Here is a 19,294-nt window from a genome sequence, read left to right on the forward strand (position 1 = left end):
GCCGCCGCCACCCGCATCACCCCACCGGCGAAGGGCTCACCATCATCCGTTCTCGGACGCCGGGCCCGGCCCCCGCGGTTCGGCGGCCCGCAGGCGGCCTTGCGCGGGGGCGGGGCTCAGCCGTCGGTGCAGATGACGTCGTACGGGCGGCCGATGGCCAGGGTCAGCTCGATCGGGTCCGTGGTGCCGGAGGGGCACTCGGACTTCGTCTTGACGAGGCCGAGGACCTTCTGGGCGCCGGAGCCGCCGCAGGCGACCTCCTTGGCCTGGTTGGTCACGCAGTCGCCCTTCACCAGCTGGCCGCCGCCGGCACCCGCGTCGCCGGGGTGGTCGTTCGACAGGTTGCGGCCGCAGACGGTGTTGGTGGGGATGCCGCTCGACTTGGAGCTGCCGTAGGAGATGCTCACGTCGATCATCAGGTCCGTGCCGGGCGGGCACTGGATCGCGCCCGGGAGGATGCTGGCCTCCTTGATGTCGATGGCCTTGAAGGTGGCCCCGGAGTCGGAGCAGCCCGTCCGCTTGTACCCGTCGGGGGCCTTGGCCGGGTCGGGGCCGCCGCAGTCGCCGACCTTCCACGCGCTGGAGGTGTCGGAGGAGGACTCGGGCGAACCGGGGTCCTTGGCCGTGGGCTTGACGGAGGGGGACGCCGAGGGGGACGCCGACGGCTTGCCGTCGTCCTTGCGGAGCGTCTGGAAGGCGAGGTAGCCGCCGACGACGATCACGGCGAGGACGATGACGGCGACGACGTTGCCGCCCGAGCGGCGCCGGGGGGCGGGCGGCGGCGGTACCTGGTACGGGTTGGCCATGCGGGCTTCTCCTGCGGGGAAGGGACGGGGGGTGGCGCGCGTACGGGGACGCGTCATGTCCACCTCATGGTTCCACCGCGCCCGGCCCGCGCGCGGCCGGGGTCGTCCGGCCCGGCGCCACCCGCCCCGCCGGGCTCAGAGGACGGCCACCGGGGCCACCGGGGTGCCCGTACCGCCGACGAAGGGTTCCGGCATCGCGGAGAGGAAGAAGGAGTACCGGTTTTCTTCTGCACAGGCTGTGGACAACTTTTCGAGATTCCAGTTCTGGCCCTGGTGCATGCCCATCTCGACCAGGTCGAGGGCGTGCACCGGCAGCCACAGGTCGTCGATCTCCGGCGGGAAGATCTCGAAGGTGAGGGTGTCGTTCGCGACGGCCGCCACGTCCCGGGCGTGGAACCACTGCGGGGTGCGGACCGAGAGGCCGGGTGAGGGGAAGCCGTAACCGTGCTTGTCGCCCGCCAGGTAGACCTGGACCTGGCCGGTGCGGACCAGGACGATGTCGCCCGCGCGGACCGTGACCCCGCCGAACTCCTCGGCCTCCGACAGGTCTTCCGGGGTCACCGCGTGGCCGCCCTCCAGCCGGTCCAGGCCCTTGGCCCGGGCCACGTCCAGGAGGACCCCGCGCGAGACGATGGGGCCGGCCTTGTCGATGCCGCTGTACTCGGCGCGGCCGTGCGCGGTGATCGTGCCGGCCGGGCGGCCGTTGTAGATCTTCCCCGAGTGCGAGACGTGGGTGAGGGCGTCCCAGTGCGTGCCCGCCTGGAGGCCCATGCTCACGGCGTCGTCACTGCACGCCACCGTGCCCGGCCCGAAGATCTCCTGGTTGATCTGCACCATCGTGTGCAGCGGGTTGATCCGGCCGGGGATCATGCCGACCTGCACCCCGTCCTCCTTGAGGGGGAGGGCGAGGGGGATGCGACGGCCGCTGCGGACCTCCGCCGCGGCGGCCCGGACGACCTCGTCCGTGATCAGGTTCAGGGTGCCGATCTCGTCGTCGGCGCCCCATCGGCCCCAGTTGTTGACGCGCTTGGCCATGTCGTGGAAGGCGGCGGGCAGGGTCATGGGCGTCGACAGCTCCTTGCGTGGATGCGACAACGGCGGCAACGAGGGCTTGTGCAGCTGTATCTGACTACCCATAGAATCTAACGGTCCGTCAGAAAACGCGGGAAGGGGCCGGACGTGGGGAACTTCTTGGCAGGCAAGGTCGTCGCCGTCACCGGCGCCGGCCGGGGCATCGGGCGGGCCGTGGCACTCGCCGCGGCCGCCGAGGGCGCCAAGGTCGTCGTCAACGACTACGGCGTGGGGATCGGGGGCGGCGAACCGACCAGCGAGGTCGCCGAGGGCGTGGTGAAGGAGATCCAGGCCGCCGGCGGCGAGGCCGTGGCCGTCGCCGACGACATCTCCACCATGGCGGGCGGCCAGCGCATCGTGGACACCGCGCTCACCGAGTTCGGCCGCATCGACGGCGTCGTCTGCGTGGCCGGCATCCTGCGCGAACGGATGCTGTTCAACATGTCCGAGGAGGACTGGGACCCGGTGGTCGCCACCCACCTCAAGGGAACCTTCACCGTCTTCCGCGCCGCCTCCGCCGTCATGCGCCGGCAGGGCTCGGGCACCCTGATCGGCTTCACCAGCGGCAACCACCAGGGCTCGGTCGCCCAGGCCAACTACAGCGCGGCCAAGGGCGGGATCATCTCCCTCGTCCGGTCCGCGGCCCTGGGCCTCGCCAAGTACGGGGTGACGGCCAACGCCGTCGCACCCGTCGCCCGCACCCGCATGTCGGCGAACGTCCCCATGGAGCTCAAGGAGATCGGCGAGCCCGAGGACGTGGCCGCGCTGGTCACCTACCTGCTCAGCGACCGCGCCCGGGCCGAGGGCATCACCGGGCAGGTCTACACGATCGCCGGCCCGAAGATCGCCGTCTGGGCGCAGCCGCGCGAACTGCGCGCCGGGTACGCCGAAGGCTCCTGGACCCCGGAGAAGATCGCCGACTTCCTGCCCGGGACGGTGGGCACCGACCCGATGCCGATGCTGGCGCAGCTGGAGGCCATGGCCAAGGCGGCGGCCGCCAAGGACCGCCCCAACGCGTAGGGGGGCCGGAGCAGGATGGACTTCAGCTTCGGGGCCGAGGACGAGGAGCTGCGCGGGCACGCCCGGGCGTGGCTGACGGAGCACCTCGTGGGCCCGTACGCACAGGCCGTCGGCCTCGGTGGGCCGGGCAGCGAGCACGAGGGGGTCGGGACGCGGCGCGCCTGGGAGCGCGAGCTGGGCCGCGGCGGCTGGATCGGCCAGGGCTGGGAGGCCCCCGCCGGTGCGTACGGGCAGCGGCGGCTCTCGCTCACCGGACAGGTGGTGTGGGCCGAGGAGTACGCGGCGCTGCGCGCACCCGGCCGGGTCGGCCACATCGGGGAGAACCTCCTCGCGCCCACGCTGATCGCGTACGGCAGCCCCGAGCAGCGGGACCGCTTCCTGCCCGCGATCGCGCGGGGCGAGGAGCTGTGGTGCCAGGGCTACAGCGAGCCGGGGGCCGGCTCCGACCTCGCGGGGATCCGTACGGCCGCGGTACGGGACCCGGCCGACGGGCTGTACCGGGTCACCGGGCAGAAGATCTGGACCTCCCTGGCCCGGGACGCCGACTGGTGCTTCGTCCTGGCCCGCACCGAGCCCGGCTCGCGGCGCCACCGGGGGCTGTCGTTCCTGCTCGTACGGATGGACCAGCCGGGGCGGGTCGAGGTACGGCCGATCCGGCAGATGTCGGGGACCTCGGAGTTCAACGAGGTCTTCTTCGACGGGGCGGTGGCGGCGGAGGTCGTCGGCGGGGAGGGCGACGGCTGGACGGTGGCCATGGGCCTGCTCGCCCTGGAACGCGGGGTCTCGACACTGGTGCAGCAGATCGGCTTCGCGGCCGAACTGGAGCGGGTGCTGGCGGCGTACGCGGCGGGTGCCGCGCACGGGGCCGGCTCGGGCGCGGCCACTGCCGCACGAGCCGCTCCCGCCGCCGATCCCGCCGCCGATCCCGTCCTGCGGGACCGGCTCGTGCGGCAGTGGGCGGAGCTGCGCACCATGCGGTGGAACGCCCTGCGCACGCTCGGCGCCACCGACGACGCGGGCGCGCCCAGCGTGGCCAAGCTGCTGTGGGGCGGCTGGCACCGACGGCTCGGGGAGCTGGCGGTGGAGGTCCGCGGCGCCGCGGCCACCGCCGGTCCGGCGGCCTGGGCGCCCGGGCTCCCGTACGAACTCGGACTCGACGCGGAACAGCGGCTCTTCCTGTTCACCCGCGCCGACACCATCTACGGCGGCTCGGACGAGATCCAGCGGAACATCATCGCCGAGCGCGTGCTCGGCCTGCCTAAGGAGTCCAGGTGAGAGGCGTCGTGTTCGACGGCAAGCAGGCCCAGGTGGTCGACGACCTGGAGATCCGGGACCCGGGGCCGGGGGAGGTGCTCGTCGCGATCGGCGCGGCCGGGCTGTGCCACAGCGACCTGTCGGTCATCGACGGGACGATCCCGTTCCCGCCGCCGGTGGTGCTCGGGCACGAGGGGGCGGGCATCGTGGAGGCCGTGGGCGCGGGGGTCACCCACGTGGTGCCCGGCGATCACGTGTCGCTGTCCACCCTGGCCAACTGCGGGGCGTGCGCGGACTGCGACCGCGGCCGGCCGACGATGTGCCGCAAGGCGATCGGGATGCCCGGGCAGCCGTTCTCGCGGGGCGGGAAGCCGCTGTTCCAGTTCGCCTCCAACTCCGCCTTCGCGGAGCGCACGCTCGTCAAGGCCGTGCAGGCCGTGAAGATCCCCGCCGACATCCCGCTGACCTCGGCGGCGCTCATCGGCTGCGGGGTCCTCACGGGGGTGGGCGCGGTGCTGAACCGGGCCCGCGTCGACCGCGGCGAGTCGGTGGTCGTCATCGGCACCGGCGGCATCGGGCTGAACGTGCTCCAGGGGGCCCGGATAGCGGGGGCCACGACGATCGTCGCGGTGGACGCGAACCCGGCGAAGGAAGCGGTGGCCCGCCGGTTCGGGGCCACGCACTTCGTCGACGCGTCGGCCGTGGCCGACTCCTCGGCGGCCGTGCGGGAGATCCTGCCGACCGGCGCCGACCACGCCTTCGAGTGCGTGGGCAACGTCAAGCTGATCCGGCAGGCCGTGGACCTCCTGGACCGGCACGGTCAGGCGATCCTGCTGGGCGTGCCCGGGTTCACGGAGGAGGCGTCCTTCCTGGTCTCCTCCATGTACCTGGACAAGACGATCATGGGTTGCCGGTACGGGTCCTCGCGCCCGCAGCGCGACATCGCCCTGTACGCCGAGCTCTACCGGCAGGGCAGGCTGCTGCTGGACGAGCTGGTGACGGAGGTCTACCCGGTGGAGGACTTCGCCAAGGCCGTGGACGACGCCCACCACGGGCGGGTGGCGCGCGGGGTGCTCACCTTCTGACCTCGGCGTCCCGACCGCGGGCGCGCACGGCGGGGCGGCCGGGGATCCCCCGGCCGCCCTCCCGCGTGCCCACGTGCCGGGCGCCGCCGGCGCCGCGTGCGGGTCAGTCGCTGAAGCGGCCGAAGCGGCCCTTGTGGAAGAGGAGCGGCTCGCCCTCGCCGGCCGCGCCCATGGCGACGACCCGGCCCACGACGATGAGGTGGTCCCCGCCGGTGTGCACGGCCTGGATCCGGCAGTCGATCCAGGCGGGCACGGCGTCGAGCTGCGGTGAGCCCGTGACGGGGGCGGGGGTGTGGCCCACCCCGGCGAACTTGTCCGCGCCGCTGACGGCGAAGGACCGGCACAGCTCGCCCTGCTCGGCTCCGAGGATGTTCACGCAGAACACCCCGGCGCGGGCGATCCGCGGCCAGGTGGTCGACGTACGGGCCACCATGAAGGTGACCAGGGGCGGGTCGAGGGACAGCGAGGCGAAGGACTGGCAGGCGAAGCCGGCCGGGCCGTCCTCGTCCTCGCCGGGCGGCGCGGTGATGACGGTGACCCCGCTGGCGAAGTTCCCGAGCACGGCCCGGAACTCGGCGGGGCTGACCGGCGCGCGCTCGTCCTCGCCGACGGCGCGCAGATCCGGGCGCGGCAGGGCGTCGACGGGCTCGGGTTCCCGCTCCGCGGCGGCGGAGGTGGGGGAGCCGACTGACCTGAGGTATCGGACGACGGTGGCCGCCATCCCTGCATGTCCCATCACACCGACGATTGAAGCTGACGGTACGTCAGATAGGAAGGGGCGGGCGTGGGCCCGTTGCCGGAACGCGCTGACCTCGGAGCTTCACACCCGGCCCCATCGGCCGTCCGCGATCCGGCCAATGGCTTGAACTCCCTTGTGAGCAAGGCGACATGGGGCACTGAGAGGGGTGGGAGGGCCCCTGTGTATGGTCGTGGCCAACGACAACGACGTCGGGGGCTGGGGTGGTCATGGGCAACGGTTTTCGCTACCGCGCCGAACGGATCTCACTGGGTGCGATGGCGACCGCGGGGATCCTGGTCCTGCTCGCCGACGTCCTCGGATGGCTCGACAAGATGGCTCCCGGGGGCACGCTCCCGAAGATCACGCTGCTCATCCTGAGCACGGTCACCCTCTTCCTCCTGATGGAGTTCGACCGCCTGAAGGTGCTCGACAGCATCAACACGCAGATCTCGGGCCTCACGCTCGACGGGCTCACCGGCGAACTCAGGCGCCGGCACTACCTGGGCGTGACGAAGGTGCACCCGGACTTCCCCATCGCGGAGTTCAAACGGCTCGTGGGCGGCGCCCGGCGCGAGGTGGCCATCCTGCAGACCTGGATACCCAACCTCGAAAGCCTGGAAGAAGAGCTGGAGAAGGCCGTCACCGAGCGGAACGTCGAGGTGCGCATCCTGCTGGTGCACCCGAAGTCCGACGTGGTGTACCTGCGCGACCAGGCGTTGCGCAACACGCGGCGCACGGTGTCGGTGACCGCGAGCCTCGCCCTCCTGCACGGGATGCACGGCCGCCTTCCGGCAGAGCTCCGCAGCAGGCTCAAGGTACGGGTCTACAACTCCCTGCCGTCCATCTCCGTGTACAAGGCCGACGAGCGCTACCTGGTCAGCTCCTTCCTGCACGGGCAGCTCGCCATCGAGTCCACCCAGATCGAGATAGACGGGGGCGACTCCCTGATGGGCCTCGAGGTGCAGAAAGAGCTCAACATCCTGTGGGGCATCGGGAGCGAAGTGGATCTGCGCGACCCGATGAGATCCATCGACGTCATCCAGTGATCCGGAGAAGGGCTACGACCGTGTGGGATCTGGACAGGTTCGAGGACGAACTGATCGAGCAGTACAGGCGGCATCCGGTGCTCGCGAACATCGAGCGGCTCCCGGAGGAGGCGTTCGCCGAGATCCTGCTCCAGCGGCGCTTCCTGTCGCTCGCCTTCACCCCGGCCTACGACCTGGCGATCGACCTCTTGCAGGACGAGGCGGGGCTGCGGATCGCCCGGATGATCCTGCGCGAGGAGTACCCGGACGACGGCGGGAACACCGCCTCGCACCGCGAGGACATGACGGACGACATGCACCGCCTCGGGATCTCGCGGACGGCCCTCGTCCGTTCGCGGCCGACGGCGGCGACGAAGCGGACCATCGAGGACACCTTCGCCCTGATCGCCGAGGAGGGCGACCAGGACCACGCCGACCTCAGGCTGCTGACGGTCCTGCGCTTCTGGGGCGAGATCCTGGTGTCCGTCGAGTACGGGCGGCTGTGGGAGCGCATGGAACCCCTGATGGTGCGCGACGGCGAGAACCACTCGCGCTTCTACTACCCGCACCACCACCACGATGCCAAGAAGGCCCCGCTGGAGACCGTGGACAGACGAGCCACCAGCCACTCCGACCGGCTGGGCAACCGGCTGCGGCAGTTGATCGGTGACGGCGGGGCGACCGCCGACTGCTTCAAGGAGGCGGAGCAGCGCGCGCTGCGGCTCAAGGTGAGCTTCTACGACCAGTTCCTGCCGGCGCTGGAGCGGGTCGGCAGCTGACGCGGAGGGCCGCGGCGGGGCGCCGCCCCGCCGTGCGCCCACACGGGTGAAACCCCCTGCCCGCGCGGGTCCGCACACCGGGCCGGGGGCGGTGGCTCGGCATCGTGGCAGGGACCCCGTACCGCCGCCGTACTCCCGGGAGGACCCCCATGCTCGGCACCGACTTCCGCACCGGATCACCCAACTGGCTCGACCTCGGCAGCCCGGACACGACGGCGGCCGCCGCCTTCTACGGCGCCGTCCTCGGCTGGGACTTCGCCTCCGCCGGGCCCGAGGCGGGGGGCTACGGCTTCTTCCAGGTGAACGGGAAGACCGTCGCCGCGCTCGGACCGCTCACCGAGGAAGGGGCGACGTCCGCCTGGATGATCCACTTCATGACCCCCGACGTCGACGCCACCGCCGCGGCCGTCCGCGACGGCGGCGGCACGGTCCGGATGGAGCCGGGGGACGTCATGGGGGAGGGCCGGCTCGCGCACTTCACCGACCCGCAGGGCGCCGAGTTCGCGTGCTGGCAGCCCGGGAACACCGCCGGGTTCGACGTGGCCTCCGAGGAGAAGGCGCTGGTGTGGGTGGAGCTCCACGTGCCGGACCCGGTCGCGGCCGTCAACTTCTACGCCGGGCTGTTCGGCTGGCGGTACGCCGAGATGGATGTGCCCGGCATGACGTACCGCGTCCTCAGCACCGCCGACGGGGACCAGCAGGACGCCTCCTTCGGCGGGGTCGCACCGCTCGGCGAGGGCGCCGGCGGCGGGCAGGAGGAGGCGCGCTGGGTGCCGTACTTGCACGTGGCGGACGTCGACGACACCCTCGCGAAGGCACAGAAGAACGGCGGGTCCGTGATCATGCCGGCGGCGGACGTACCGGACGTCGGGCGGCTCGCGTGGCTGGCCGACCCCTTCGGCGCCGTGTTCGCGCTGCTCAAGCCGAACCCGCGGACGTAGCTCACCGGCCCAGGTATGTGGGCGTGCGGCGCTCCACGAAGCTCGCCACGCCCTCGTTCGCGTCGGCCGTGGTCATGTTGATCTCCTGAGCGGTGGCCTCGGCGGCCAGGGCCGTCGCCCGGTCACCGTCCAGGGAGGCGTTGACCAGCTGTTTCGTCAGGGCGAGGGCCCGGGTGGGGCCCTGCGCGAGCCGCTCCGCCCACGCGCGGGCGGTCGCCTCCAGCTCCTGGGCCGGCACCACCTTGTTGACCAGCCCCAGGCGCTCGGCGTCCGCCGCCGGGAGCGCGTCGCCGAAGAACATCAACTCCTTGGCCTTCTGCGGGCCGACGAGACGGGGCAGCAGGTACGCGCCGCCGCCGTCGGGGACCAGGCCGCGGCGGACGAACACCTCGATGAACCGGGCCGGTTCGGCGGCGATGACGAGGTCGCAGGCGAGGGCGAGGTGGGCGCCGATGCCGGCGGCCGTGCCGTTGACGGCGGCGAGGACGGGCTTCTCGCAGTCCAGGACGGCGGTGATCAGGCGCTGAGCGCCGAGCCGGATCATGCGGGCCACGTCGCCGGCGACCCGCTCGGCGGCGGAGGCGTCGCCTCGGAGGTCGGCGCCCGCGCAGAAGCCCTTGCCGGTGGCGGTGAGGACGACGGCGCGCACCGCCGGGTCGGCGGAGGCGTCGCCCAGCAGCGCGATGACGCGCTCGCGCTGGTCCCAGGTGACGGCGTTCATCGCCGCGGGGCGGTTGAGGGTGATCCAGGAGACGTTGCTCTCGGTGCGGTGGAGGACTTCGTCCTCGGGGATGCGGCTCATGGGGGACTCCCGTTCGGGGGTGGGTGCGGCGCCGTTGCGGGGGCTCCGCCCCCGAGCCCCCGCGCCTCAAACGCCGGCGGGGCTGGATTCGGGCGGCGTCAGTCTGCACGTGCCCGTGGGGCCGGAGTGCGCGGAGCGCAAGGTCAGCGCCTCCGGCATTTGAGGAGGCGGCGGGTCAGCGGCAGATGGCCAGGGCGTCCAAGGCCACCGCCCCCTGGCCGCGGGGGAGCACCATCAGGGGGTTGATGTCCAGCTCGGAGAGTTCGTCGCCGAGTTCCAGCGCCATCCGCTGGATCCGCAGGACGACCTCCACCAGCGCGTCCACGTCGGCCGGGGGTGCGCCCCGTACGCCTTCCAGCAGCGCGTGCCCGCGCAGTTCCGTGAGCATCGCGCGGGCCTGGTCCTCGCCGAACGGCGGGACGCGGACCGCCGCGTCGTGCAGGACCTCGACCAGGACGCCGCCGAGGCCCACCGTCACCGTCGGGCCGAAGAGGTCGTCCTGGGTGACGCCGACGACCATTTCCACCCCCCGCTCCACCATCTGGCAGACCAGGATCCCGTCGAGCGGCACGTTCTCGTAGCGCGCGATGTCGGTCAGCTCCCGGTACGCGTCGCGGATCTGGCTCGCCGAGGTCAGGCCGATCTTCACCAGGCCGAGTTCCGTCTTGTGGCCCAGCTGCGGGCCCGAGGCCTTCATCACCACCGGGTAGCCGACCAGGCCGGCCGCGCGGACGGCCGCCGCCGCGCTCGTCACGAGCTGCTCGCGGGGGACCCGTATCCCGTAGGCCCGCAGCAGCTGTTTCGCCGCGTGCTCGCTGAGCTGCTGGCCGGGCCGCATGAGGGCCTGCGCCTTGCGGTACGAGGGCGAGGGCGTGCGCGGTGCGTCCTCGAAGGGGGAGCGGTAGCCGGCGGTGAAGCGGTGGTGGCCGAGGTACGCGCGGACGGCGGTGATGCAGTTGCCGAAGGTGCGGAAGGTGGCCACGCGGGAGGAGCCGAGGAGGGTGGTGCGGTAGGCGTCCTCGGTGCCGACGGGGGAGCCCCAGATCACGCAGACGAGCTTGTCCGAGGCCTCGGCCGCGTCGACCAGGTCCTGGGCGAGCTTGTCGCTCATGGGCGGGAAGGGGCCGGTGATCGGACAGATCAGGACGCCGACGGACGGGTCGGCGAGGATCGCGTCGATGATCTTGCGGCCGCGCCAGTCGCCCACCGGGTGGCCGCCGTTGTCGACGGGGTTGGCGACGTTCAGGTACTCCGGGATCCACTGGTGGAGTTCGCTCTGCTTGGCCTCCGAGAGGGTGGGCAGGGTCAGGCCCGCCTCCGTCGCCAGGTCGGAGAAGTGGGCTCCGGTGCCGCCGGAGATGGAGTAGACGACGACGCCGTCGGCCTGCGGCTTGCGGGCCCGGGCGAGCAGCGCGGCGGTGTCCTGGAGCTCGTCCAGGCCGTCGACGCGGATCACGCCGAACTGGCGCATGGCGGCGTCCACGACGGTGTCGGCGCCGGTCAGCTTCCCGGTGTGGGAGGCGGCCATGCGGGCGCCGGTCTCGGTGCGGCCGACCTTGACGGCGACGACCGGGACGCCGTTGCGCGCGGCGCGGTCGGCGGCCAGGAGGAAGGACCGGCCGTCCTTGAGGCCTTCGACGTAGCAGGCGATGGCTCCGACCTCGGGCCGTTCGGCGAAGTAGGAGATGAAGTCGGCCGTTTCGAGGTCCGCTTCGTTGCCCGTGGGGGCCCAGTGGGAGAGCCGTATGCCGAGTTCCTGGAGGGTGTAGACGGGCCGGCCCTGGTGGCCGGACTGGGTGATGAGGGCGATGGCCGGCCCGTCGAGGTCGTCGCGGAACTCCTCGAAGGCGTTGAGGTTGGTGTTGGGGCCGAGCAGGCGCAGGCCCGAGCGCTGGACGGCGGCGCCGAGCCGGGCCTGGGCGGCGGCGCCCGCGTCCCCGGTCTCGGCGAAGCCGGAGGCGAAGGCGACGGCGAACTTCACCTTGGTCTCGGCCAGTTCCTCGATGACGGGGAGCGGGTCGGCGACGAGGAGGACGGCGAGGTCCACCTGTTCGGGCAGCTCGGCCACGGAGGCGTGGCAGGTCAGTCCGAACACGGTGGGGCGGGTGGGGTGCACGGGGTGGATCCGTGCGCCGACGCGTTCCGCCCAGGCGATGAGCTGGCGGGTGATGCCGGTGTTCGCTCTGCCCTCGGTGTCGGAGGCGCCGATGACGGCCACGGACTCGGGCCGGAAGAACCGGTCCAGGTCGGGCACGTCGGCGTGCAGCGGCCGGCCGCTGACGTCCACGGCGACCGCGTCGTCGGCGGAGGGGGCCGCCGACGAGTGGACGGCCGTCCTGGGGGACTCCCCGCAGGCCTCGACACGTGCGCGGAAGTCGGTGGTGAGGGTGCCGTGAGTAGATCCAAGCATCGTTCCGCCCGCTCCTGCTCGATGAACCTTGATGGAACTGGAACTCAATAACTGACGTGTAGTCAGATTACTGAACTGACGTGCCGTCAGGAACAGGGCTGCGCAGGAAAGCTGGTGGAGGTGATGTGGTGAACGGTGTCAGATCCGCGCGGGGTCGGTCCAGAGCGCGGTTCGGCCATGCGCGTCCCCGCCCGCCCGCAGGCCGACGCGGCGGCCGCCGGGCGGGGCGGAGGGGGCGGTCGCGATCCCGGCGGGGCATGCCCGGGTGTGGACGACTCGCTCTACCGGGAGCGGGAGCGGGACCGCTCCTGCCGGGCCACGGCCTTGGCGATCCTCTCCGCGTCCAGGGCCATCTCCCGGAACATCCCGCTGATGGGGTTGGTGAAGCCGGTGAAGTACAGCCCGGGCGCCCGCGCAGCGGTGCGGGCGCCGTGCGTAGAGGGCCGCCCCCGCTCGTCGAGCACCCCGAGGTCGCCGACCAGCCCCTCCAGGGCGCGGTGGTACCCGGTGGCCGCGATCACCGCGTCCGGGCCGATCCGCGAGCCGTCCGCGAGCACCACCTCGGCGCCGTCGAAGGACTCGACGGCGGCCACCGGCTCCACCCGGCCGCTGCGGACCGCGTCGATCAGGCCGACGTCCTGGACCGGGATCGACCCCTCCTTGACCCGGCTGTACAGGCCGGTCGTCGGGCGCGGGAGCCCGTACGCCGACAGGTCCGGGACCGAGGCCCTGGCGACGAGCCGGGACAGCCGGTCCACGAGCCGCACGGGCAGCCGGCGCACGAGGATCCCGCTGCGCTGGGCCGGCCAGCCCGCAGTGGAGCGGCGCATGATGTGCGGGACGGTGCGCACGGCGAGCCGCACCCGGGCCGCGCCGCCCTCGGCGAGGTCGACAGCGATCTCGGCGCCGGTGTTGCCGACGCCGACGACGAGGACGTCCCGGCCGGCGTACGCCTCGGGATTGCGGTAGTCGGCGGCGTGCAGCAGCCGGCCCTCGTACGCGTCCCGGCCCGGCCAGTCGGGGATGACCGGCGTGTGGTTGTAGCCGGTGGCGACGACGACGGCGGCGGCGGCCAGTACCCGCCCGCCGCTGGCGTGCAGGGCCCAGCCGTCCTCGCCCTCCGGGGCCGCCTCGATCCGGGTCACCTCGACGCCGGTCACGAGCTCCAGCTCGTGGAACTCGACGTACTTCTCCAGGTAGCGCACGACGTCGTCACGGGAGACCCAGCGCCCGAAGCGGCGCGGCATCGGCAGCCCGGGGAGGGCGGAGAGCCGCCGGGTGGTGTGCAGGTGCAGCCGGTCGTAGTGCCGCCGCCAGGACGCGCCGACCTCGTCGGACTTCTCGACGACCACCGCGCGGACCCCGCGGGCGCGCAGCGCGGCGGCCACGGCGAGGCCGCCGGGGCCGGCCCCGATGACGTACACGGGGCGGGGCTGGGTGGTCATGTCGGGTGCTGCGGGGACTCCAGGCATGAGGTGTGATCGTATCGCGACGCTGAGTTGATGGGTCTCGGACAAGGAGGGAATCGATTGCGGATCGGTCACGGCCGGGGCCGCGGACCGGGCGGCGCCGCGTGCGCGACCGGCCGGGGCCTTGCGGGATCGCTCCGCATCCGCTGAACTGACGTACCGTCAGATCAAGGATGAGAGGGGTGGGGGCTGCCGATGCAGACCATCTGGCTCAGTGGGGCCGAATGGCTCGCCGTGCTCCGGATAGGCCTCGGGCTGTGGTGGCTGGAGAGCTGGCGGCACAAGGACAAGAAGGGCTGGTTCGAACGCGGCACGGGCATCGCCTGGGCCGCCGACGTCGCGCACAAGCACCGCTGGACCTTCGTCAAGGGCGGCTTCGAACTCGTCGTCGCACCGCGCCCCAAGGCGATGGCCTACCTCGTCGTCTACGCGGAACTGGCGCTCGGGCTGGGTCTGGTACTCGGCTTCCTGACCCCGATCGCCCTGGTCGGCGGGCTGCTGCTGAACCTGCTCTACCTGGTGCTGATGATCCACGACTGGGCCGAACAGGGCCAGAACGCGATGATGGCGCTCATCTCGCTCGTCGCGCTCCTCGCCATGTCCTGGCAGACCTGGTCCCTCGACGCGGCGATCGGACTGTTCCTGTGACCATGCGCTACGACCTCCCCGAGGCCGACGACTTCACCCGCCCCTACTGGGACGCGGCGGCCGAGGGCCGGCTCCTGCTGCGCCGCTGCGGGGACTGCGGGCGGGCGCACCACTACCCGCGCGAGTTCTGCCCGTACTGCTGGGCCGGCGAGGACCGCGTGACGTGGGAGCCGGCGAGCGGCCGGGCGACCCTCTACACGTGGTCGGTGATCCACCGCAACGACCTCCCGCCCTTCGGCACGCGCGTCCCGTACACGGCCGCGGTGGTCCACCTCGCGGAGGGCCCGCGGATGATGACCGAGGTGGTGGCCTGCGAGGCGGCGGACCTGAGCATCGGCATGCCCCTGACGGTCACCTTCCGGGAGGCGGCGGACGGGGTGTGGGTGGCGGTCTTCCGGCCGGATCAGGGCCAGAGCAGCTCACGGACCCAGGAGCCCTCGGTGTCGGCGGTGCGGCGGTAGCGCAGGCGGGTGTGCCGGCGGGTGGGGTCGCCCTGGAAGAACTCCACCTCGTCGGCGTCGAGCACGTACCGGGTCCAGGTCGGAGCCGGTGCGTCCGGCTCGGCCCCGGCCCGCTCCCACGCCCGCTCCGAGGCCCGGAGCAGGACCTCGGCCGACTCCAGCACCTCGCTCTGGTGCCCGGTGAGCGCGGCGGCGAGCGCCCCGCGCGAGCGGACCACCAGGTCGGCGCGGCTCTCCTCGGGCCCGCAGGCGGTGACCCGGCCCCGGATCCGGACCTGCCGGGCCACGGTCGGCCAGTAGAACCCGAGCGCCGCCCACGGCTGCCCGGCCAGCTGCACGCCCTTGGTGCTGGTGGCGTGCGAGGCGAAGTGCCAGCCCCGCGCGTCGGCGTCGTGCAGCATCAGCGTCCGCACGTCGGGCCGCCCCGCGGCGTCCACCGTCGCCAGGCTCATCGTGTGCGGCTCCAGCTGCCCCGCCCGGGCGGCGTGCACGAACCACGCCCGGAACAACGGCAGCGGCTCGGCGGGCGCGGCGCCGGTGTCGAACCCGGGCAGCGGGGAGTCCCACACGCGCAGGGAGTGCAGGGTGGCGTGGAAGTCGTCACTGCCGGTCTCGTCGGTCATGCCCCTCAGACTAGGCCGTCGCGAAATTCTTCCTGCGGGACCGATGAGTTCGGTGTCCGCGCGCGGTCATCACTACGACAGGACCGGAGCGAAGGAGAGAAACCATGGCTGAGCCGGTGAAGGGCCCCGCGAGCTACTTCCCCTCGATCGAGAAGAAGTACGGGCGGCCGATCGCCGAGTGGAAGGACCTCATCAGGTCCTCGCCGCTGACCAGGCACATGGAGCTCGTCGCCTGGCTCAAGACGGAGCACGGGCTGGGCCACGGCCACGCCAACGCCCTTGTCGCACACACCTTGGCCGAACCCGCGTAGCCCCTGCGGTCGCCGCCCGACCCAAAGCCGTGGCCCCGCCCCGCACCCCGCGCCTCAATCGCCGGCGAGGCTGAGTTGGCGCGGCGCACCTGAAGGGTGCGACTCAAAGCCCGGGTCTCCGCCCCGCACCCCGCGCCTCAACCGCCGGCGGGGCTGATTTTGTGCGGCGGAGCCGGATGATGCGGCGAGCCGGAGAGTGCGGCATAAAGATCGGGGCTCCGCCCCGGACCCCGCGCCTCAATCGCCGGCGGGGCTGGGTTTGTGCGGCGGAGCCGGATGGTGCGGCGAGACTTGGTGCGGCTCAAGGATCGGGGCTCCGCCCCGGGCCCCGCGCCTCAAACGCCGGCGGGGCTGGATTTGTGCGGCGGGGCTGGATTTGGGCAGCTGGGGAGCAGGCGGGTCGGGTGGGGTGGGGGTGGGTGTGTGTCGGGGTGATCCCCGCAGGGCGTCGAACGCACTGCTGCCGAGGTGTCCGACCTCTCGTCACGTTCGGCGCCCGAGGAGACGCCCCGGCGCGCGCCCGCCCCCACCCCCAACCGGCCCAAGCGGCGCAGCCAAAGCGCGCCCGCCCCCACCCCAACCGGCCCCCCCGCCGACCCCGCCCAAGCGGCGCAGCCAAGCGCGGCGCAGCCAAGCGCGGCGCAGCCATGCGCGGCGCAGCCAACCTCACCCCCGCCCCAGCAGCACCGTGCCCGAGGAGCAGAACCAGCCGCCCGTGCCCGAGGCCAGGGCGATCTCCGGGAGGCGGCCGTCGCGTTTGGTGACCTGGCCCGGGCCCGCCTCGCCGCGGAGTTGGCGGACGGCCTCGACCAGCAGGAACAGGCCGCGCATGCCCGGGTGGCAGGCGGAGAGGCCGCCGCCGTCGGTGTTGACCGGGAGCTCCCCGTCGCGCAGCAGGCGGCCCTTCTCCACGAAGGCCCCGCCCTCGCCCTTCGCGCAGAAGCCGAGGTCCTCCAGGGTCACCAGGGTCATGTACGTGAAGGCGTCGTAGATCTCCGCGAGGTCGACGTCCGCCGGGGTGAGCCCGGCCCGCTCGAAGGCGACGCGGCCCGAGACCGCCGCCGGGGACACCGTGAAGTCCTCCCACTCGGACATCGTGGTGTGCGAGACGGAGGTCCCCGAGCCCAGGACCCAGACCGGGGCCTTCGCCGTGTCCGGTACGTACTCCTCCGCGGCCAGCAGCACCGCGCAGCCGCCGTCCGAGCGGATGCAGCAGTGGAGTTTGGTGAAGGGGTCGGCGATCATCTCGCCCGCCAGGACCTCGTCGACCGTGATCGGGTCCCGGAACATCGCGTCCGGGTTGGCCGCCGCGTTCGCCCGGGCCTGCACGGCGACCGCGGCGAGCTGCTCCAGCGTGGTCCCGTACTCGTGCATGTGCCGGCGGGCGGCCATCGCGTACTTGGAGATCAGCGTGTGCCCGTACGGGACCTCGAACTGGAGCGGTCCACGGGCCCCGAACGACAGGTTCGAGGTGCGCCGGCGGGCCTTGATGTCGGCGCGCGCGGTGGAACCGTAGACGAGCAGCACGGCGTTGGCGTGGCCGGCGGCGATGGCGTCCGCCGCGTGGGCGGCCATGACCTCCCAGGTCGAGCCGCCCACCGAGGTGGAGTCGACCCAGGTGGGGCGCAGGCCGAGGTACTCGGCCACCTCGACGGGCGCGAGGGTGCCGAGTCCGGCCGAGGCGAGGCCGTCGACGACGGAGCGGTCCAGGCCGGAGTCGGCCAGGGCGCGCCGGGCGGCCTGTGCGTGCAGGGCGTAGGGGGTGGGGCCGTCCACCCGGCCGCAGTCCGAGAGGGCGACGCCGACCACCGCGACCCTCCGGCGGGGCCGGGAGGCGGTTCCAGGTGTGAGTCCAGGCATGGGAAGGACGGTACATCTGACGTACCGTCAGATGCTAGGGGTCCGGGTGGTGGCGCGCCCGCACGCGCGGTCGCAACCCGCCCTCGCCGCCCCCTGTGCATCTGCCGCCGCCGGGCCTAACATGACGCCCCGTCAGATACGCCCCCGGCCGCCGCCGGGAGGTGCCCCCAGGAGGAGCCAGACGATGGATGCCGCCTTCACCGCGGAGCAGGCCGAGATACGCCGTACCCTGCGCGAGATCCTGGGCAAACGCTGCGGCCCCGACGAGGTCAAGGCCGCGGTCCGCACCGCCGCCGGACACGACCGCGAGCTGTGGCAGCAGCTCGCCGAGCGGCTCGGGCTGCCGGGCCTCGCCATCGCCGAGGAGTACGGCGGCGTCGGCTGCACCCCCGCCGACCTGGCCCTGGCCTGCGAGGAGACCGGGCGGGCGCTGCTGCCCTCGCCGCTGCTGGCCACCGCCGCGCTCTGCGCGCCCCTGATCACCGCCCTCGGCACCGACGCCCAGCGCGCCGCGCTGCTCCCGCCGCTCGCGGCCGGCGGGCTGACCGCCGCCCTGGCCGTACCGGGCCCGGCGCTGGCCACCGCACTCGCGCTGACCGGCGACGACAGCGCCGCGCACTGGTCCGGTGGCGGCCGCGCGGGCGGGATCCAGGCCCGCGCCGACGGCGCGGGCGCCGGCTGGCGGTTGTACGGGGAGGCCGCGCAGGTGCTCGACGGGCACAGCGCCCCGCTGCTGCTGGTCGCCGCGCACACCGGGGGCTTCGCCCGCAGCCGCACGCTGCTGTTCCTCGTACGGGAGGACGCGCCCGGGCTCGTACGGTCCCGGCAGACCGTCCTGGACGAGACCCGCCCGCAGGCCCGGATCCAACTGCGCGACGTGCCTGCCGAGTTGCTCGGCGGCGAGGAGGGTGACGTGGTCGGCGCCCTCGCCGCCACCGGGCGCACCGCCTCCGCGGTGCTCGCCGCCGAGGCCGTCGGTGCGGCCGGGCAGGCCCTCGCCCGCACCGTGGAGTACGTCCGTCAGCGCGAGCAGTTCGGCCGGGCGATCGGCTCCTTCCAGGCGGTCAAGCACCGGCTCGCCGACCTGTACGTACAGGTGCAGGCGGCCCGCTCCGCGGCCTACTACGCCGCGTGGGACCCCGACCAGGGAGGGCTCGCCCTCGCCCAGGCGCTGGAGGCCCTGCGGGTGACCGCCGGCGAGGCGATCCAGCTGCACGGCGGCATCGGCTTCACCTGGGAACACGACGCACACCTCTACTTCAAGCGCGCGGCGGCCGACGAGCTGCTCTTCGGTCCGGTCCACCGGCTGCGGGCGCACGCCGCGGACCGGGCGGGCCTGTTCGCCGCCCCGGCCGCGGCCCCGGACCCCGCCGCGCCCCCGGCGGCCGTGTCCACGGCGGCCGCGGCCGTTCCGCACGTCCCGCCCGCCCAGGAGAAGGTGGCCGTCTGATGGCTCGCGTGGCACCCGGCGTCAAGCTGATGCAGAAGGTCTCCTCGACCATGCTCTTCGCCAAGATCGCACCGCACTTCATCCCCGCCCTGGACAAGGCGGTGCACAAGCTCACCCGCGGCAAGGTCATGCTCAGCGCCCGGATGCTGCCGGGGGTGATCCTCACCGCCAAGGGCGCGCGGACGGGCGAGCCGCGTACCACCCCGCTCGCCTGCATGCCGGAGAACGGCGGCACGAGCTGGGTCCTGATCGGCTCCAACTTCGGCCGGCCCGGGCACCCGGCATGGACCGGGAACCTGCTCAAGCACCCGGACGCGGACGTGAGTTGGCAAGGCCGGGACATTCCCGTACGGGCCCGGCTGCTGGCGGGGGAGGAGCGCGCCGCGGCGTGGCAGGCGGTGCTGGGGTTCTGGCCGCCGTACGCGACGTACCAGGCGCGCATCGAGCGCGAGATCCGGTTGTTCCGCCTGGAGCGTCGCTGATCCCGGGCGGTCGTGCACGCGGCGCGGGCCACGGGCACGGGAGGTGCGGGCACAGGGC

The 19,294-nt window shown here is 73.2% G+C and carries 19 protein-coding genes; 11 read left to right on the forward strand and 8 right to left on the reverse strand.

Annotated features, from left to right (window positions below):
* Positions 1 to 116: 116 nt before the first annotated feature.
* Both ACFYP3_RS12560 and ACFYP3_RS12565 read right to left on the reverse strand, forming a co-directional pair.
* The gene (locus ACFYP3_RS12560) at positions 117 to 806 is read right to left on the reverse strand and encodes a hypothetical protein (RefSeq protein ID WP_388830861.1); all 690 of its coding nucleotides are present in this window, start codon (positions 804 to 806) and stop codon (positions 117 to 119) included.
* A 135-nt stretch (positions 807 to 941) separates the two neighbouring features.
* Positions 942 to 1,868 carry a cyclase family protein gene (locus ACFYP3_RS12565; RefSeq protein ID WP_388830863.1) on the reverse strand — a complete coding sequence of 309 codons (927 nt, stop codon included), beginning with the start codon at positions 1,866 to 1,868 and terminating at the stop codon, positions 942 to 944.
* Positions 1,869 to 1,985: 117 nt separating this feature from the next.
* Between ACFYP3_RS12565 and ACFYP3_RS12570 the strand changes: the two genes are divergently transcribed.
* From ACFYP3_RS12570 to ACFYP3_RS12580, 3 genes are read left to right on the forward strand one after another with little or no spacing between them, the layout of a single operon-like run.
* Entirely contained in the window at positions 1,986 to 2,897 is a 912-nt protein-coding gene (locus tag ACFYP3_RS12570) for an SDR family oxidoreductase (RefSeq protein WP_388830865.1), read from the forward strand.
* Positions 2,898 to 2,912: 15 nt separating this feature from the next.
* The gene (locus tag ACFYP3_RS12575) at positions 2,913 to 4,172 is read left to right on the forward strand and encodes an acyl-CoA dehydrogenase family protein (protein WP_388830867.1); all 1,260 of its coding nucleotides are present in this window, start codon (positions 2,913 to 2,915) and stop codon (positions 4,170 to 4,172) included.
* On the forward strand, positions 4,169 to 5,236 hold the full coding sequence (locus tag ACFYP3_RS12580) for a Zn-dependent alcohol dehydrogenase (RefSeq protein WP_388830869.1): 1,068 nt from the start codon (positions 4,169 to 4,171) through the stop codon (positions 5,234 to 5,236). Before ACFYP3_RS12575 ends, ACFYP3_RS12580 begins: the two co-directional genes overlap by 4 nt.
* A gap of 103 nt (positions 5,237 to 5,339) precedes the next feature.
* Here the strand turns inward: ACFYP3_RS12580 and ACFYP3_RS12585 are convergent, their stop codons facing one another.
* Positions 5,340 to 5,957 (reverse strand): flavin reductase family protein, encoded by a 618-nt coding sequence (locus tag ACFYP3_RS12585; RefSeq protein WP_376618130.1) that lies wholly within the window; start codon positions 5,955 to 5,957, stop codon positions 5,340 to 5,342.
* Positions 5,958 to 6,202: 245 nt separating this feature from the next.
* Between ACFYP3_RS12585 and ACFYP3_RS12590 the strand changes: the two genes are divergently transcribed.
* The 3 genes from ACFYP3_RS12590 to ACFYP3_RS12600 all read left to right on the forward strand — a co-directional run bounded on the left by ACFYP3_RS12590 (position 6,203) and on the right by ACFYP3_RS12600 (position 8,720).
* Positions 6,203 to 7,021, forward strand: a complete 819-nt coding sequence (locus ACFYP3_RS12590; RefSeq protein WP_388830871.1) for a hypothetical protein — start codon at positions 6,203 to 6,205, stop codon at positions 7,019 to 7,021.
* Positions 7,022 to 7,041: 20 nt separating this feature from the next.
* Positions 7,042 to 7,779 (forward strand): hypothetical protein, encoded by a 738-nt coding sequence (locus ACFYP3_RS12595; protein ID WP_388830873.1) that lies wholly within the window; start codon positions 7,042 to 7,044, stop codon positions 7,777 to 7,779.
* Between the two features lie 149 nt (positions 7,780 to 7,928).
* Positions 7,929 to 8,720, forward strand: coding sequence for a VOC family protein (locus ACFYP3_RS12600; protein WP_388830875.1), 792 nt, complete (start codon positions 7,929 to 7,931; stop codon positions 8,718 to 8,720).
* A 1-nt stretch (position 8,721) separates the two neighbouring features.
* On the opposite strand, the gene ACFYP3_RS12605 is transcribed toward ACFYP3_RS12600, so the two are convergent.
* The 3 genes from ACFYP3_RS12605 to ACFYP3_RS12615 form a co-directional block, all read right to left on the reverse strand.
* On the reverse strand, positions 8,722 to 9,522 hold the full coding sequence (locus ACFYP3_RS12605; RefSeq protein WP_388830877.1) for an enoyl-CoA hydratase/isomerase family protein: 801 nt from the start codon (positions 9,520 to 9,522) through the stop codon (positions 8,722 to 8,724).
* 175 nt (positions 9,523 to 9,697) lie between these two features.
* Entirely contained in the window at positions 9,698 to 11,932 is a 2,235-nt protein-coding gene (locus tag ACFYP3_RS12610) for an acetate--CoA ligase family protein (RefSeq protein ID WP_388830879.1), read from the reverse strand.
* A 281-nt stretch (positions 11,933 to 12,213) separates the two neighbouring features.
* Complete coding sequence (locus ACFYP3_RS12615; protein WP_388830881.1) at positions 12,214 to 13,404, reverse strand: flavin-containing monooxygenase; 1,191 nt, start codon at positions 13,402 to 13,404, stop codon at positions 12,214 to 12,216.
* A 192-nt stretch (positions 13,405 to 13,596) separates the two neighbouring features.
* Between ACFYP3_RS12615 and ACFYP3_RS12620 the strand changes: the two genes are divergently transcribed.
* Both ACFYP3_RS12620 and ACFYP3_RS12625 read left to right on the forward strand, forming a co-directional pair.
* Positions 13,597 to 14,049 (forward strand): DoxX family protein, encoded by a 453-nt coding sequence (locus ACFYP3_RS12620; RefSeq protein WP_388830883.1) that lies wholly within the window; start codon positions 13,597 to 13,599, stop codon positions 14,047 to 14,049.
* A gap of 2 nt (positions 14,050 to 14,051) precedes the next feature.
* Positions 14,052 to 14,510, forward strand: coding sequence for a Zn-ribbon domain-containing OB-fold protein (locus tag ACFYP3_RS12625; protein WP_388830885.1), 459 nt, complete (start codon positions 14,052 to 14,054; stop codon positions 14,508 to 14,510).
* Here ACFYP3_RS12625 and ACFYP3_RS12630 read toward each other — a convergent pair.
* Positions 14,453 to 15,133, reverse strand: coding sequence for a pyridoxal 5'-phosphate synthase (locus tag ACFYP3_RS12630; protein ID WP_388830887.1), 681 nt, complete (start codon positions 15,131 to 15,133; stop codon positions 14,453 to 14,455). The genes ACFYP3_RS12625 and ACFYP3_RS12630 overlap by 58 nt on opposite strands.
* A gap of 104 nt (positions 15,134 to 15,237) precedes the next feature.
* Between ACFYP3_RS12630 and ACFYP3_RS12635 the strand changes: the two genes are divergently transcribed.
* Positions 15,238 to 15,444, forward strand: coding sequence for a DUF4287 domain-containing protein (locus tag ACFYP3_RS12635; protein WP_388830889.1), 207 nt, complete (start codon positions 15,238 to 15,240; stop codon positions 15,442 to 15,444).
* Between the two features lie 666 nt (positions 15,445 to 16,110).
* Here ACFYP3_RS12635 and ACFYP3_RS12640 read toward each other — a convergent pair.
* Entirely contained in the window at positions 16,111 to 17,304 is a 1,194-nt protein-coding gene (locus ACFYP3_RS12640) for an acetyl-CoA acetyltransferase (RefSeq protein ID WP_388830891.1), read from the reverse strand.
* Between the two features lie 184 nt (positions 17,305 to 17,488).
* Between ACFYP3_RS12640 and ACFYP3_RS12645 the strand changes: the two genes are divergently transcribed.
* Positions 17,489 to 18,754, forward strand: coding sequence for an acyl-CoA dehydrogenase family protein (locus ACFYP3_RS12645; protein WP_388830893.1), 1,266 nt, complete (start codon positions 17,489 to 17,491; stop codon positions 18,752 to 18,754).
* Positions 18,754 to 19,236, forward strand: a complete 483-nt coding sequence (locus tag ACFYP3_RS12650) for a nitroreductase family deazaflavin-dependent oxidoreductase (protein WP_388830895.1) — start codon at positions 18,754 to 18,756, stop codon at positions 19,234 to 19,236. Before ACFYP3_RS12645 ends, ACFYP3_RS12650 begins: the two co-directional genes overlap by 1 nt.
* Positions 19,237 to 19,294: the final 58 nt, after the last annotated feature.

It is taken from the genome of Streptomyces sp. NPDC005533 (assembly GCF_042871845.1).
Taxonomy (GTDB): domain Bacteria; phylum Actinomycetota; class Actinomycetes; order Streptomycetales; family Streptomycetaceae; genus Streptomyces.

Excerpts from the sequence above, each read along its gene's own strand:
- ACFYP3_RS12560 (WP_388830861.1), bottom strand. The coding sequence starts at position 806 with ATGGCCAACCCGTACCAGGTACCGCCGCCGCCCGCCCCCCGGCGCCGC.
- ACFYP3_RS12565 (WP_388830863.1), bottom strand. The coding sequence starts at position 1,868 with ATGACCCTGCCCGCCGCCTTCCACGACATGGCCAAGCGCGTCAACAAC.
- ACFYP3_RS12575 (WP_388830867.1), top strand. The coding sequence starts at position 2,913 with ATGGACTTCAGCTTCGGGGCCGAGGACGAGGAGCTGCGCGGGCACGCC.
- ACFYP3_RS12585 (WP_376618130.1), bottom strand. The coding sequence starts at position 5,957 with ATGGCGGCCACCGTCGTCCGATACCTCAGGTCAGTCGGCTCCCCCACC.
- ACFYP3_RS12590 (WP_388830871.1), top strand. The coding sequence starts at position 6,203 with ATGGGCAACGGTTTTCGCTACCGCGCCGAACGGATCTCACTGGGTGCG.
- ACFYP3_RS12600 (WP_388830875.1), top strand. The coding sequence starts at position 7,929 with ATGCTCGGCACCGACTTCCGCACCGGATCACCCAACTGGCTCGACCTC.
- ACFYP3_RS12605 (WP_388830877.1), bottom strand. The coding sequence starts at position 9,522 with ATGAGCCGCATCCCCGAGGACGAAGTCCTCCACCGCACCGAGAGCAAC.
- ACFYP3_RS12610 (WP_388830879.1), bottom strand. The coding sequence starts at position 11,932 with ATGCTTGGATCTACTCACGGCACCCTCACCACCGACTTCCGCGCACGT.
- ACFYP3_RS12615 (WP_388830881.1), bottom strand. The coding sequence starts at position 13,404 with ATGCCTGGAGTCCCCGCAGCACCCGACATGACCACCCAGCCCCGCCCC.
- ACFYP3_RS12620 (WP_388830883.1), top strand. The coding sequence starts at position 13,597 with ATGCAGACCATCTGGCTCAGTGGGGCCGAATGGCTCGCCGTGCTCCGG.
- ACFYP3_RS12625 (WP_388830885.1), top strand. The coding sequence starts at position 14,052 with ATGCGCTACGACCTCCCCGAGGCCGACGACTTCACCCGCCCCTACTGG.
- ACFYP3_RS12630 (WP_388830887.1), bottom strand. The coding sequence starts at position 15,133 with ATGACCGACGAGACCGGCAGTGACGACTTCCACGCCACCCTGCACTCC.
- ACFYP3_RS12635 (WP_388830889.1), top strand. The coding sequence starts at position 15,238 with ATGGCTGAGCCGGTGAAGGGCCCCGCGAGCTACTTCCCCTCGATCGAG.
- ACFYP3_RS12640 (WP_388830891.1), bottom strand. The coding sequence starts at position 17,304 with ATGCCTGGACTCACACCTGGAACCGCCTCCCGGCCCCGCCGGAGGGTC.
- ACFYP3_RS12645 (WP_388830893.1), top strand. The coding sequence starts at position 17,489 with ATGGATGCCGCCTTCACCGCGGAGCAGGCCGAGATACGCCGTACCCTG.
- ACFYP3_RS12650 (WP_388830895.1), top strand. The coding sequence starts at position 18,754 with ATGGCTCGCGTGGCACCCGGCGTCAAGCTGATGCAGAAGGTCTCCTCG.